At 65.6% G+C, this 14,423-nt stretch carries 12 protein-coding genes; 11 read left to right on the top strand and 1 reads right to left on the bottom strand.

Annotated elements, in window-relative coordinates; translation table 11 throughout:
* Nucleotides 1-64: 64 nt before the first annotated feature.
* Genes scpA through HZS63_RS06820 form a run of 11 tightly spaced genes read left to right on the top strand, consistent with a single transcriptional unit; the run spans nucleotide 65 to nucleotide 13,701 of the window.
* Nucleotides 65-2,212, top strand: a complete 2,148-nt coding sequence (gene scpA, locus HZS63_RS06870) for a methylmalonyl-CoA mutase (protein WP_180683308.1) — start codon at nucleotides 65-67, stop codon at nucleotides 2,210-2,212.
* Nucleotides 2,209-3,330, top strand: a complete 1,122-nt coding sequence (gene meaB / locus HZS63_RS06865) for a methylmalonyl Co-A mutase-associated GTPase MeaB (protein ID WP_180683307.1) — start codon at nucleotides 2,209-2,211, stop codon at nucleotides 3,328-3,330. Before scpA ends, meaB begins: the two co-directional genes overlap by 4 nt.
* Nucleotides 3,324-4,103 carry a BUD32 family EKC/KEOPS complex subunit gene (locus HZS63_RS06860; protein ID WP_180683306.1) on the top strand — a complete coding sequence of 260 codons (780 nt, stop codon included), beginning with the start codon at nucleotides 3,324-3,326 and terminating at the stop codon, nucleotides 4,101-4,103. Before meaB ends, HZS63_RS06860 begins: the two co-directional genes overlap by 7 nt.
* 14 nt (nucleotides 4,104-4,117) lie before the next feature.
* Entirely contained in the window at nucleotides 4,118-5,650 is a 1,533-nt protein-coding gene (locus HZS63_RS06855; protein WP_180683305.1) for an acyl-CoA carboxylase subunit beta, read from the top strand.
* Between the two features lie 22 nt (nucleotides 5,651-5,672).
* Nucleotides 5,673-7,724 carry an acetyl-CoA carboxylase biotin carboxylase subunit gene (gene accC / locus HZS63_RS06850; RefSeq protein WP_180683304.1) on the top strand — a complete coding sequence of 684 codons (2,052 nt, stop codon included), beginning with the start codon at nucleotides 5,673-5,675 and terminating at the stop codon, nucleotides 7,722-7,724.
* The gene (locus HZS63_RS06845) at nucleotides 7,721-8,185 is read left to right on the top strand and encodes a VOC family protein (RefSeq protein ID WP_180683303.1); all 465 of its coding nucleotides are present in this window, start codon (nucleotides 7,721-7,723) and stop codon (nucleotides 8,183-8,185) included. The genes accC and HZS63_RS06845 overlap by 4 nt, the downstream gene beginning before the upstream one ends.
* 1 nt (nucleotide 8,186) lies before the next feature.
* Complete coding sequence (gene bioA, locus HZS63_RS06840; RefSeq protein WP_180683302.1) at nucleotides 8,187-9,554, top strand: adenosylmethionine--8-amino-7-oxononanoate transaminase; 1,368 nt, start codon at nucleotides 8,187-8,189, stop codon at nucleotides 9,552-9,554.
* The gene (gene bioF / locus HZS63_RS06835; RefSeq protein WP_180683301.1) at nucleotides 9,520-10,722 is read left to right on the top strand and encodes an 8-amino-7-oxononanoate synthase; all 1,203 of its coding nucleotides are present in this window, start codon (nucleotides 9,520-9,522) and stop codon (nucleotides 10,720-10,722) included. The genes bioA and bioF overlap by 35 nt, the downstream gene beginning before the upstream one ends.
* Nucleotides 10,719-11,447 (top strand): dethiobiotin synthase, encoded by a 729-nt coding sequence (gene bioD / locus HZS63_RS06830; protein ID WP_180683300.1) that lies wholly within the window; start codon nucleotides 10,719-10,721, stop codon nucleotides 11,445-11,447. The genes bioF and bioD overlap by 4 nt, the downstream gene beginning before the upstream one ends.
* The gene (bioB, locus tag HZS63_RS06825) at nucleotides 11,444-12,484 is read left to right on the top strand and encodes a biotin synthase BioB (protein ID WP_180683299.1); all 1,041 of its coding nucleotides are present in this window, start codon (nucleotides 11,444-11,446) and stop codon (nucleotides 12,482-12,484) included. Before bioD ends, bioB begins: the two co-directional genes overlap by 4 nt.
* A complete protein-coding gene (locus HZS63_RS06820) occupies nucleotides 12,481-13,701 on the top strand; it encodes a cytochrome P450 (protein ID WP_180683298.1) in 1,221 nt (406 codons plus the stop codon). The genes bioB and HZS63_RS06820 overlap by 4 nt, the downstream gene beginning before the upstream one ends.
* 39 nt (nucleotides 13,702-13,740) lie before the next feature.
* Here HZS63_RS06820 and rsxB read toward each other — a convergent pair whose 3' ends face one another.
* Nucleotides 13,741-14,400, bottom strand: coding sequence for an electron transport complex subunit RsxB (gene rsxB / locus HZS63_RS06815; protein ID WP_246316226.1), 660 nt, complete (start codon nucleotides 14,398-14,400; stop codon nucleotides 13,741-13,743).
* Nucleotides 14,401-14,423: the final 23 nt, after the last annotated feature.

Here is a 14,423-nt window from a genome sequence, read left to right as displayed (position 1 = left end):
GCATCAATAATTATGAATGATGTAGAATGCGCTCCATTCAAGATCACATGCACAGGTGCCCCACATGACGTCCGAGTTCAAGCCCGCCACCCTGTCCGACTGGGAAAAGGCCGCTGCCAAGTCGCTCAAAGACCGCCCGTTGGAGAGCCTCAACTGGGTCACGCCCGACGGCATCGTGGTCAAGCCCTTGTACACCGCGCAAGACATCAAAGATCTGCCCTATACCGACACGCTGCCGGGTTTCGAGCCCTTTATCCGCGGCCCGCAGGCCACGATGTACACGGTGCGGCCCTGGACCATCCGCCAGTACGCCGGCTTTTCCACGGCTGAAGAATCCAATGCCTTCTACCGCAAGGCACTCGCCGCGGGTGCGCAGGGGGTGAGTGTGGCGTTCGATCTGGCCACCCACCGGGGTTACGACAGCGACCATCCCCGCGTGTTTGGTGACGTGGGCAAGGCCGGCGTGGCCATCGACAGCGTGGAGGACATGAAGATCCTGTTCGACGGCATTCCGCTGGACAAGGTGAGCGTGTCCATGACCATGAACGGCGCCGTGCTGCCCGTGCTGGCGGGCTATGTGGTGGCGGCGGAGGAACAGGGCGTGCGCCAGGACCAGCTCAGCGGCACCATCCAGAACGACATCCTCAAGGAGTTCATGGTCCGCAACACCTACATCTACCCGCCCGAGCCTTCGATGCGCATCATCGGCGACATCATCGAGTACACCTCGAAGCACATGCCGAAGTTCAACTCCATCAGCATCAGCGGCTACCACATGCAGGAAGCCGGGGCCAACCAGGCGCTGGAGATGGCCTTCACCCTGGCCGATGGCAAGGAATACGTGAAGACCGCCATTGCCAAGGGCATGGACGTGGACGACTTTGCCGGGCGCCTGAGTTTTTTCTGGGCGGTCGGCATGAACTTCTACCTGGAAATCGCCAAGATGCGGGCGGCGCGCCTGCTGTGGTGCCGCATCATGAAGGGCTTCAACGCCAAGAACCCCAAGAGTCTGATGCTGCGCACGCACAGCCAGACCAGTGGCTGGAGCCTGACGGAGCAGGACCCGTACAACAACATCGTGCGCACCACCATCGAGGCCATGGCGGCCGTCTTTGGCGGCACGCAGAGCCTGCACACCAACAGCTTCGACGAAGCCATTGCGTTGCCCACCGAGTTCAGCGCCCGCATCGCGCGCAACACACAGCTCATCATCCAGGAAGAAACGCACATCACCAAGGTGGTGGACCCTTGGGCGGGCAGCTACATGATGGAGACGCTGACCCAGCAGATGGCCGACGAAGCCTGGAAGATCATCGAAGAAGTAGACGCCATGGGCGGCATGACCAAGGCCGTGGACAGCGGCTGGGCCAAGCTGAAGATCGAAGCCGCCGCCGCCGAGAAGCAGGCGCGCATCGACTCCGGCAAGGACGTGATCGTGGGCGTCAACAAGTACAAGCTGGCCAAGGAAGACCCGATCGAAATCCTGGAGGTGGACAACCACAAGGTGCGTGAGCAGCAGATTGCGCGCTTGAAGGAGGTCAAGGCCAAGCGCGACCATGCGGCCGTGCAGGCGGCGCTGGAGGCACTGACCGCCGCCGCCGAAAGCGGCAGTGGTAATCTCTTGGACCTGTCCATCCGCGCCATCCGCCTGCGGGCCACGGTGGGCGAGGTGTCCGACGCACTGGAGAAGGTTTTTGGGCGCCACCGCGCCGACACACAAAAGGTGACCGGGGTGTACGCTGCTGCCTACGATTCGGCCGAAGGCTGGGAAAAACTCAAGGAGGAGATCGCGGCCTTTGCCGAGAGCCAAGGCCGCCGACCGCGCGTGATGATCGCCAAGCTGGGGCAGGACGGCCACGATCGGGGTGCCAAGGTGGTGGCCACCGCCTTCGCCGACCTGGGCTTCGACGTGGACATGGGCCCGCTGTTCCAGACGCCCGAAGAGTGCGCGCGCCAGGCCATCGAGAACGACGTGCATGCCGTGGGTGTGTCCACCCTGGCCGCAGGCCACAAGACGCTGGTGCCTGCCATCATCGAAGAACTCAAGAAGCAGGGTGCCGACGACATCATTGTCTTCGTGGGCGGGGTGATTCCGCGCCAGGACTACGAATTCCTCTATGAAGCGGGCGTCAAGGGCATCTATGGTCCCGGGACCCCCATTCCCGCCAGCGCCAAGGACGTGCTGGAGCAGATCAAAAAGGCGGTCGCTTGAGCCCTGCCGAGCTTTTCGATGGCATCGTCCGGGGGCAGGGCGCCGTGCAGCGCCGGGCGATGGCCAAGGCCATCACGCTGCTGGAATCCACCCGGGCCGATCACCGCGCCCAGGCGGACGAACTGCTCACCGCGCTGCTGCCGCACACCGGCCAGGCGTTGCGGCTGGGCATCAGCGGCGTGCCGGGCGTGGGCAAGAGCACGTTCATCGAGGCGCTGGGCCTGTACCTCATCGGGCTGGGCCACCGCGTGGCCGTGCTGGCGGTGGACCCGTCCAGCAGCGTGTCGGGCGGCTCCATCCTGGGCGACAAAACGCGCATGGAACACCTGTCGGTGCATGAGCGTGCCTACATCCGCCCCAGCCCCAGCAGCGGCACCCTGGGCGGTGTGGCCGAGAAAACCCGTGAAGCCATGCTGGTGTGCGAGGCCGCCGGGTACGACGTGGTCATCGTCGAGACGGTGGGCGTGGGCCAGAGCGAAACCGCCGTGGCCAACATGACCGATATGTTTTGCCTGCTGCAACTGCCCAACGCCGGCGACGATCTGCAAGCCATCAAGAAAGGCGTGATGGAGCTGGCCGACCTGGTGGTCATCAACAAGGCCGACATCGACCCGGATGCCGCCACCCGCGCGCGGGCGCAGATCACATCGTCTCTGCGTCTGCTGGGCTTGCACGGCAACCCCGAGCGCATGCCCATCGCGCCTCCAGCAGAAACGGTTCGCCCGCTGGGCCGCCCCAAGGGCGAACCAGCCCCCTCGGGGGGCAGCGACCCGCACGCAGTGGGAGAGCGTGGGGGCCTTGCCATTTGGCACCCGCAGGTGATCCAGATCAGCGCGCTGCATGGGCAGGGGGTGGACAGCTTCTGGGCGCTGGTGAGCGATTTCCGCCGCCTGCAAACGGCGAACGGGCGTCTGCAAGCCAAGCGGCACCAGCAGGCTCGGGCCTGGATGTGGGAACGCATCGATGCCGGTCTGCGGGAGGCATTCCGGCAGCACGCCGCTGTTCGCCGTCTGTTGCCTGGCCTGTCCGACGAGGTGTTGCAGGGGCGGCGGGTGGCCTCTGCCGCCGCACGCGAATTGCTGGCCGTTTTTCTGCAAACGAAGGAGCCCTCGTGCTGAGTGCGCGTTCGCTGGAGATCATCAAAGCCTCACAAGGCTGGCGACGCAACCGGGTGGAACATTTCGAGCTGCCCGAAGGGCGGGTCGTGGTCAAGGGGCAGCGCCCACTCAGGGGGCCATGGGCGCACCGCCTGCTCAACGGCATCGCTACGCTGGCCGGAGTCGCTTGTCTCAAGGCGGTGCCGGTGCATGGGGGGGCACTTGCACAGAAGGTGGAAGTGCGCCGGCTCCAAGACCTCTCGGCCGCCGGTGTGCGGGTGCCACGGCTGTGGCATGTGGCCGAGGACTTCATCGTCATGGAGGACCTGGGCCAGAACAACCTGATCCGCCTGATCGACCAAGGCGGCGAAGCGGCCCGGGTCGCCTGGCAACGCTGTGCGCATTATCTGCTGGAGGTCCATCGGGCAGGACAGTATCTGAGCCAGTGTTTCGCCCGCAACATCATGGTGCTCCCGCACGAAATCGGCGCCATCGACTTCGAGGACGATCCCTTGGAGGTGATGTCCCTGCCCGACGCCCAGGCGCGGGATTGGCTCATCTTCCTGCAATCTTCCCTCTGGGCGCTCGATGCGCCCCCGTCATGGGTCGATGCACAACTGGACGCCTGGCTCGGCCAGGAAACCCCCGAGGTTCAGCGCGCGCTTGGCGCGGCCATCAAGCGGCTGGCCTGGTTGCGTCATCTGTCCGACAACCGCAAGCTCTGGGGGCGCGACGGCATCAGTGCCCGCGCCACCGCTGCCTTTCTTTACCGCTACCACCTTCGCCACGTTTAACACCGGAGAGTTCCATGCACGAAATCCTCGAACAACTCGAACGAAAGCGCGCTGCCGCCCGACTCGGCGGCGGTCAAAAGCGCATCGACGCCCAGCACGCCAAAGGCAAACTCACCGCTCGTGAGCGCATCGAAATCCTGCTCGACGAGGGCACCTTCGAAGAATGGGACATGTTCGTCGAGCACCGCTGTACCGACTTCGGCATGGCCGACAACAAAATCCCCGGCGATGGCGTGGTTACCGGCTACGGCATGATCAACGGGCGCCTGGTGTTCGTCTTCAGCCAGGACTTCACGGTCTTCGGTGGTGCCCTGTCCGAAGCGCACGCCGAAAAAATCTGCAAGATCATGGACCAGGCGATGAAAGTGGGCGCTCCGGTGATCGGCCTCAACGACTCGGGTGGCGCGCGCATTCAGGAAGGCGTGGCTTCATTGGGCGGCTATGCCGAGGTGTTCCAGCGCAACGTGCTGGCCAGTGGCGTGATTCCGCAGATCAGCCTGATCATGGGGCCGTGCGCCGGCGGCGCGGTGTATTCGCCGGCGATGACCGACTTCATCTTCATGGTCAAGGACAGCTCCTACATGTTCGTGACCGGCCCCGAGGTGGTGAAAACCGTGACGCACGAGGAAGTCACCGCCGAGGAACTGGGCGGCGCCATCACCCACAACACCAAGAGCGGCGTGGCCGACGGGGCTTTTGAGAATGACGTGGAAGCGCTGCTGATGCTGCGCCGGCTCTACAACTACCTGCCGCTCAACAACCGTGAAAAAGCGCCGGTTCGCCCCAGCGGCGACCCGATCGACCGCGTCGAAATGAGCCTGGACACCCTGGTGCCGGACAACCCGAACAAGCCGTATGACATGAAGGAGCTGATCCTCAAGACGGTCGATGACGGCGACTTCTTCGAGATCCAGCCCGATTACGCCAAGAACATCATCGTCGGTTTCGCCCGCATGGACGGACAGACCGTGGGCATCGTGGCCAACCAGCCGCTCGTACTGGCGGGCTGTCTGGATATCAAGTCGAGCATCAAGGCGGCGCGCTTCGTGCGCTTCTGTGATGCCTTCAACATTCCGGTCATCACCTTCGTGGACGTTCCCGGTTTCATGCCCGGCACCAGTCAGGAGTATGGCGGCATCATCAAGCACGGCGCCAAGCTGCTTTACGCCTACGCCGAGTGCACCGTGCCGAAGATCACCGTCATCACCCGCAAGGCCTATGGCGGGGCTTATGACGTGATGGCCTCCAAGCACCTGCGCGGCGATGTGAACTTCGCCTGGCCCAATGCCGAGATCGCGGTGATGGGCGCCAAGGGCGCGGTGGAAATCATCTTCCGCGAAGACAAGAACGACCCGCAAAAGCTGGCTGCCCGCGAGGCCGAGTACAAGGCCCGTTTCGCCAACCCGTTCGTGGCCGCCAACCGGGGCTACATCGACGACGTGATCATGCCGCACAACACCCGCAAGCGCATCTGCCGCTCGCTGGTGATGCTCAAGGACAAGAAGATCGAAAACCCGTGGCGCAAGCACGGCAACATCCCCCTGTAATCCGCGCCCGAGGAGTCCGCACATGTTCAAGAAAATCCTGATTGCCAACCGAGGTGAGATCGCCTGCCGCGTCATGGCCACCGCCAAGAAAATGGGCATTGCCACCGTGGCGGTGTATTCCGAGGCCGACAAAGAAGCCCGCCACGTGCGCCTGGCCGACGAGGCCGTGCTGCTGGGCCCGGCGCCGTCGCGCGAGTCTTACCTGGTGGCCGACAAGATCATCGCCGCCGCCAAGCAGACCGGCGCAGAAGCCATCCACCCCGGCTATGGCTTCCTGAGTGAAAACGAGGATTTCGCCAAGCGCTGCGAGGACGAGGGTCTGGTCTTCATCGGCCCCAAGGCGCACTCGATTGCCGCCATGGGCGACAAGATCGCCTCCAAGAAGCTGGCCAATGAGGCCGGGGTCAACACCATTCCCGGCTACAACGACCCGATCCCTTCCGCTGAGAAGGCGGTGGAGATCGCCAAGGGCATCGGCTATCCGGTGATGATCAAGGCCAGCGCCGGCGGTGGCGGCAAGGGTCTGCGCGTGGCCTACAACGACAAGGAGGCCCTCGAAGGCTTCACCGCCTGCCAGAACGAGGCCCGCAACAGCTTCGGCGACGACCGCATCTTCATCGAGAAGTTCGTCGAGCAGCCGCGTCACATCGAGATCCAGATCCTCGGCGACAGCCACGGCAACGTCATCTACCTCAACGAGCGCGAGTGCTCCATCCAGCGCCGGCACCAGAAGGTCATCGAGGAAGCGCCGTCGCCCTTCATCACCGAGGCCACCCGCAAGGCCATGGGCGAGCAGGCCGTGGCCCTGGCCAAGGCCGTGCAGTACCAGAGCGCGGGCACGGTGGAATTCGTGGTCGGCAAGAACCAGGACTTCTACTTCCTGGAAATGAACACCCGCCTGCAGGTGGAGCATCCGGTGACCGAGTGCATCACCGGGCTGGATCTGGTGGAACTGATGATCCGCGTGGCCGCCGGCGAAAAGCTGCCGCTCACGCAAGCCGACGTCAAGCGTGACGGCTGGGCCATCGAGTGCCGCATCAATGCCGAAGACCCGTTCCGAAACTTCCTGCCGTCCACGGGCCGTCTGGTGCGGTTCACGCCCCCGAGAGAAACCATGTGGCAGGCCGACACCGGTCACAAGTACGGCGTGCGCGTGGACACCGGTGTGTTCGAAGGCGGCGAGATCCCGATGTACTACGACTCGATGATCGCCAAGCTCATCGTGCATGGCAAGGACCGCAACGATGCGATCGCCAAGATGCGCGAGGCCCTCAACGGCTTCGTCATTCGCGGCATCAGCAGCAACATCCCGTTTCAGGCCGCGCTGCTGGCGCATCCGGATTTCGTTTCCGGCAACTTCAACACCGGTTTCATCGCGCAGCACTACGCCGGCGGCTTTCGCGCCGAGGATGTGCCGCACGAGGACCCGGACTTCCTCGTGGCCCTGGCCGCTTTCGTGCGGCGCAAGAGCCGCGAGCGTGCCACCGGCCTGAGCGGCCAGTTGCCCGGCTATGGCGTGAAGGTGGGCAGCGATTTCACGGTGATCAGCCTGTCCCCCGACGGTCAGCACCGCTACACCCCGGTGCATGTGGACGAATTCACCGGCGAGACGGGCTATGCCGCGGTGGTGGTCAACGGCAAACGCTACAAGATCACTTCGTCGTCGCGCCTGAACGACATCGTCATCACCGGCGAATGCAATGGTCAGCCGTTCACCGCCCAGATGGAGCGCGGCTCGGCCAAGAACCCGCTGGCCCTGGTGGTGCAGCACAACGGCACCAAGCTGGAGACCATGGTGGTGTCGCCACGCATGGCCGAGCTGCACAAACTCATGCCCTTCAAAGCGCCGCCCGACATGAGCCAGTACGTGCTCTCGCCCATGCCGGGCCTGTTGGTGGAGGTGGCGGTGCAGCCGGGCCAGAAAGTGCAGGCCGGTGAGCGCGTGGCCGTGATCGAGGCCATGAAAATGGAAAACATCCTTTTTGCTGCCGCCGACGGCGTGGTGGCCAAGGTCCTGGCCAACAAGGGCGACAGCCTGGTGGTGGACCAGCCCATCGTGGAGTTCGAGAAATGAGTCAAAGGCCTTTCAAGGTGCTGGGCATCCAGCAGATTGCCATCGGTGGCCCGGACAAGTCCCGCCTGCAGAAGTTGTGGGTGGAGATGCTAGGCCTGGAGGTGACCGGCACCTTCAAGAGCGAGCGTGAGAACGTGGACGAGGACATCTGCGCCATCGGCCAAGGCCCGCACCGGGTGGAGGTGGACCTGATGCAGCCGCTCGACCCCGAGAAGAAGCCTGCTGTTCACACCACGCCGCTCAACCACGTGGGCCTGTGGATCGACGACCTGCCCAAGGCCGTGGAGTGGCTCACCGCGCAGGGCGTGCGCATGGCGCCGGGCGGCATCCGCAAGGGGGCCGCTGGTTACGACATCTGTTTTCTCCACCCCAAGGCCAGTGACGAGTTTCCCATCGCCGGCGAGGGGGTGCTGATCGAGCTGGTGCAGGCACCGCCCGAAGTGGTCAAGGCGCTGGGCTGACGTGACGAACAACAACGCCGATTGGCAGGCCCGCAGCCTGGCCAGCGTGTGGCACCCCTGCACGCAAATGCAGCGCGCGGCCGTGGTGCCGCCGCTGCCCATTGCCCGCGCCAAGGGCCCCTGGCTGTACGACCAGGAAGGCCACCGCTACTTCGACGCCAACAGCAGTTGGTGGGTCAATCTGTTCGGCCATGCCGATGCAGGCATTGCCAGCGCGCTCAAGCAGCAGCTTGACACCTTGCCCCATGTGATGCTGGCCGGCTGCACCCATGCGCCCGCCATCGAGCTGGCCGAACGCCTCTCGGCCCGCACGGGCGGTGTGCTGGGCCACGCCTTCTACGCCAGCGATGGCGCCTCCGCCGTGGAAATCGCGCTCAAGATGAGCTTCCACCATTGGCGCAACGTGGGGCAGGGCGGCAAGCGCGAATTCGTCTGCGTGCGGCAGGGCTACCACGGTGAGACGCTGGGCGCCCTGGCCGTGACGGACGTGCCCGTCTTCCGCGATGCCTACGACCCGCTGCTGATGCGATCGCACCTGGTGGCATCGCCCGACGACCGCCAGGCCGCCGCAGGCGAGGATGCCGCCGCCGTGGCCCAACGCGCCGCCGCCGATCTGGAGGCGCTGCTGGCCGAGCGGCACGCGCACATCGCCGCCGTCATCGTGGAGCCGCTGGTGCAATGCGCCGCCGGCATGGCGATGCACCATGCGTCCTACCTGCAACGGGTGCGTGCGCTGTGCGACCAGCACGGGGTACACCTCATCGCCGACGAAATCGCCGTGGGCTGTGGCCGCACAGGCACCTTCTTTGCCTGCGAACAGGCAGGCATCTGGCCCGACTTCATGTGCCTGTCCAAGGGCATCACGGGCGGCTTTCTGCCGCTGTCGCTGGTGCTGTGCCGCGACGCCATCTACCGCGCCTTCCTGTCCGACGACGTGGCGCGCGGCTTCCTGCACTCGCATTCCTACACCGGCAACGCACTGGCCTGCCGGGCAGCGCTGGCCGTGCTCGACCGTTTCGACACCGACGACGTGCTGGGTCGCAACGCCGGGCAAGCGGCTGTACTGGACGAGGCGCTGGCCCCGCTGATGGCACACCCCGGGGTGGAGCACCCACGCCGCCGTGGCATGATTTGGGCCTTCGACGTGAAGGTAGAGCTTGCCCAGGGCCGCTTCGCTGAGGCGTTCCATCTGGCGGGCCGCCGCCACGAACTGCTGGTGCGCCCCATCGGACGCACCGTGTACCTGATGCCGCCCTACGTGCTCGACGCAGACCTCTCGCGTTGGTTGTCCGAGCGCCTGCAGGCCACCTTGCACGACACCTTGCAACAACCCGATGCTGATCGAGCACATCAACCAGCAACTGCTTGACTTGGAGGCCGCCGGCCTGCGCAGGCACCGCCGGGTGGGCATGTCGCCATGTTCACCCCGCCAGCGCTGGCAAGACGCGGCAGACCTGCTGGTCTTCTGCAGCAACGATTATCTGGGGCTGGCCAACCATCCCGTGCTCATCGATGCGCTGGCCGAGGGCGCTCGTCTGTGGGGGGTGGGCAGTGGCGCTTCACATCTCGTCAGCGGTCACAGCCAAGCCCATGCCGAGCTGGAGGCCATGCTCGCGCGATGGCTGGGACCCCACATCCCCGGTGCGCAGGCGTTGCTGTTTTGCAGCGGCTATATGGCCAATGTGGCGCTGATGACGGCGCTGGGCGACCACCAGGCCACCATCCTGTCCGACAAACTCAATCACGCCTCGCTCATCGACGGTGCCTTGCTGGCGCGGGCCAAGCTGCAGCGTTACCCCCACGCGCAGCTCGACGCGCTGGAACGGCAGTTGCGGGCCTGCACCAGCCCGGTCAAGCTCATCGTCACCGACGCCGTGTTCAGCATGGACGGCGATGTGGCCGACGTGCCCGCGCTGCTGCAACTGGCCGAGCAATACGACGCCTGGCTGGTGATCGACGATGCACATGGTTTGGGCGTGCTCGGCGCACATGGCCATGGCAGCCTGGAGCATTTCGCGCTATGCAGCGAACGCCTGATCTACATGGGTACCTTGGGCAAGGCCGCCGGGGTGTCGGGCGCCTTCGTGGCGGCGCATCCGCTCATCATCCAATGGCTGGTGCAGCGAGCCCGGCCTTACATTTACACCACGGCCATGCCGCCCGCGTTGGCGTATGTGCTCAGACATGCCTTGGAGATCATCGAAGGTGCGCAAGGTGCCCAACGGCGCGCGCGGCTGAACGAGTTGGTGGCTCAACTGCGCACCGGGCTGGCGGCTTTGGTGTTGCAACACACGGGCCTGTCGCTGCCCCCGTCATGGACGCCCATCCAGCCCCTGATCGTGGGTGACAATGCACGCGCCCTGGCACTGGCAACCGCGCTGCAAGCGCGTGGCATTCGGGCACCCGCCATTCGACCGCCCACCGTGCCTGTGGGCACGGCGCGTTTGCGCCTGACCCTGTCGGCCAGCCACACCGCAGCCGATGTGGACCAACTGCTGGGCGCGCTGTCCAACATCCTGAACGAGGAGCAATCATGAAAGGCTGTTTCGTCACCGGCACCGACACCGAGGTGGGCAAGACCCGCGTCAGTGCTGGGCTGCTGCACCGCGCCGCCCAGGCAGGCTTGCGCGTGGCCGGGTACAAGCCCGTGGCCGCCGGCATGGACCCCATTGCCGGACACTGGGTGAATGAGGACGTGGAAACCCTGTGGGCTGCCAGCAACATCGAGCTGCGGCGCGAAGAAGTGGGCCCATGCCAGTTGCGCCAGCCCTGCGCGCCGCACCTCGCCGCCCAGGCCGAGGGACGGGTGATCGACCGCGACGCGCTGGAGCAAGGCGCCCGGCAGCTCGCCCAACGCGCCGACCTGATCGTGGTGGAGGGCGCCGGCGGGCTGTGTGTGCCGCTCGGTCCCGACTGGGACAGCTCGCATCTCATGCGCGCGCTGAACTTGCCGGTGGTGCTCGTCGTCGGGCTGCGGTTGGGCTGCATCAACCACGCGCTGCTCACCGCCGAGGCCATCGTCGCCCGCAACCTGCGCCTGGCCGGCTGGGTCGGCAATACCTTGGACCCGCTGATGCTGCACTTGCCAGACAACATCCACACCCTCACACACGAGCTGGAACGGCGCTTTCACGCGCCTTGCCTGGGCATCGTGCCCTACCTGGAACGCCCGCACGCAGCCGCCGTGGCCCCACACCTCTGCGCCACCGGCCTGCAAACCCTGTTCGGCCTGCAACAACCTTTTTGTGAAGTGACACCATGACCACCGTCGCCCCCATCTCCCTGTCGTCCCTGCGCCGCGCCAACGTGGGCGTGCCCGAAACCCGCTGGAGCGTGGCTGCCGTCGAGGCGCTGTACGAACTGCCTTTCATGGATCTGCTGTTCCGCGCCCAGCAGGTACACCGTGCACACTTCGACCCCAACGAGGTGCAGCTTTCCACGCTGTTGTCCATCAAGACGGGCGGCTGCGCCGAGGACTGCGGCTATTGCCCCCAGTCCGCCCACTTCGACACCGGGCTCGAAGCCAGCAAAATCATGTCGTTGGATGAGGTGCTCGAGGCCGCCCGCGCCGCGAAGGAGCAAGGAGCCACGCGGTTCTGCATGGGAGCCGCCTGGCGCAGCCCCAAGGAGCGCGACATGGAGCGCGTGGTGGCCATGATCGAAGGCGTGCGCGAGCTGGGCCTGGAAACCTGCATGACGCTGGGCATGCTCGACGGCGAGCAGGCCCGCCAGCTCAAGGACGCCGGCCTGGACTACTACAACCACAACCTCGACACCTCGCCGGACTACTACGGCCATGTCATCAGCACACGCACTTACCAAGACCGGCTCGACACGTTGGCAAGCGTTCGCCAGGCGGGCATCAACGTGTGCTGCGGCGGCATCGTGGGCATGGGCGAGACCCGCACCCAGCGTGCGGGCCTCATCGCCCAACTGGCCAACCTCGACCCTTACCCCGAGTCCGTGCCCATCAACCACCTCGTCGCCGTGCCCGGTACCCCGCTGGCCGATGCCGAGCCCATCGACCCCTTCGAGTTCGTTCGTACCATTGCCGTGGCGCGCATCACCATGCCCACCACCATGGTGCGCCTCTCGGCAGGCCGCGAGCAGATGGACGACGCCCTGCAAACCCTGTGCTTCGCGGCGGGGGCCAATTCCATCTTCTACGGCGACCGACTGCTCACCACCACCAACCCCCAGGCCCAGCGTGACCGCCGACTGTTCGAGCGTTTGGGCCTCAAGCCCCAAGGCGAACGTCCCGCCGTGAAAGGCACGGAGGTGCCGGGCGCTGAGGCATGACGCTTGCCGAGGCGGTCGCTGCGCCGTCGATAGACGACGCGTTCCTGGACGACCCTTACCCTGCCTACCGCGCATGGCGCGAGGCCGGTCCCGTGCTGTGGAGCGACGCCTTCTTCGGCGGGGCGTGGCTGCTCACCCGCCACGCCGTCGTGGAGGCCGCCTTGCGTGACCCGGCGCTGTCTGCCCAGCGCACGGGTGGCTGGGTGATGGCCGCCGCACAGCAAGGCCGGGCCGAACTGCGCCCCTTCCAGAGCCTGTTCGCCCGTGCCATGCTTTTTCTGGATGCGCCCGACCATGGTCGCCTGCGTCAGATCCTCATGCCTGCTTTTCGGCCCGACGCGCTGGCTCCGCTGCAAAACTGGCTGGACGCCACGGTGACCGAGCGCGTGCGTGCCTTCCATGGCCGGTTCGACTTCATGGCGGAGCTGGCCCGGCCGCTGCCGGCACACGTCATCGGCCGGCTGATGGACGTGGACCCGGCTCTCGAAACCACCTTCATGCACTGGTGCGACAACATCGCCGTGTTCATTGGAGCGACACAACCCGAACACGCTCAATTGCTGCGCGCGCAGCGCAGCCTGCTGGAGATGACGGCCTATTTCGAGCGCGAGCTGCTGCCCTGGCGCCGGCAGCACCTGGGCGACGACCTGGTGAGCCGCCTGCTGCACGCCGAGGCGCAAGGGCAGATCGAATCCAGCCTGGAGCTGTTGGCCCAATGCGCCATGTTGCTGTTTGCCGGGTATGAGACCACCCGCAACCTGCTCGGCAACGGCCTGCACGCCTTGCTCTCTCACCCCAGCCAATGGCGTTTGCTGTGTCGGCAACCCGATCTGGCAGGCAACGCTGTGCGCGAGCTGCTGCGTTTCGACAGCCCGGTGCAATGGACTGGCCGCCGTGTCACGCGCGCCATGACGCTGTGTGGCCAAGCCATCCAGCGTGGCGATCTGGTCCTGCCGTTGATCGGCTCCGCCAACCGCGACCCCGCCCGCCATCGCAACCCGGAGGCCTTGCAAATCGACCGCAGCAGCCCTGGTGCCCTGTCGTTCGGCAGTGGTGCGCACATTTGCATAGGGGCCGCGCTCACCCACATGGAGGCCCAGACCGTGCTGCGCGTTCTGGCCACGCACAAGCCCAGCTTGACGCTGGATGGGGTGCCTGTGCGCAACCGCAATCCGCTCTATCGAGGCCTGGCCATGTTGCCCGTGCGTGCGGCCTGACTGCGCACAGGCATCGGTGCCACCGATCTGGCCATGGAGTCAGCTGGCGGCTTGGCGTGCCGCCCGTGCGCGTGCCAGGGCGGCTTCGATCACGGCGCGTTTTTTGTCCAGCACGGCGGGGTCGTCATGCTTGGAGTGCGCTTGCAGATGCGCGAGCTTTTCCTGGGCTTTCTGTTCTTGGCGTGCTTGGTGTTCCAATGCCTCGCGCCGGGTGCGCTCCAGGTGCCACTGGTGGCGTGAACGGGCGAGATCTGCTTGCTGGGGTGACCAGGCCGCCCAACCGGTGGCTGTGCCGCTCACGTTTTCCAGGCCGATGCAGTCCACCGGACAGACGGGTATACACAGCTCGCAACCCGTGCAATAGGGCTCGATGACGGTGTGCATGCGCTTGTTCGTGCCCACGATCGCATCGGTGGGGCAGGCCTTGATGCACAAGGTGCAGCCGATGCACCAGTCTTCGTCGATGACCGCCACGCTGCGCGGGCCTTCCTGCCCGTGCGCCGGGTTCAGCGGCAGAGCCGGTTGACCCGTGAGTGCAGCCAAACGCCGAACGCCTTCCTCCCCTCCCGGGGGGCACTGGTTGATCTGGGCCTGACCCGCCGCGATGGCCTGCGCATAGGCGGCGCAATCCGGATAGCCGCATCGGGTGCATTGGGTTTGGGGCAGCAGCGCGTCGATTTGACGGGCCAAGGGGGGCAGCGCCCTGTCGGTAGGCGGCCGGC

It is taken from the genome of Tepidicella baoligensis (assembly GCF_013432195.1).
Classification (GTDB): Bacteria; Pseudomonadota; Gammaproteobacteria; order Burkholderiales; family Burkholderiaceae_C; genus Tepidicella; species Tepidicella baoligensis.
This window is presented reverse-complemented; position numbering and strand designations above follow the sequence as displayed.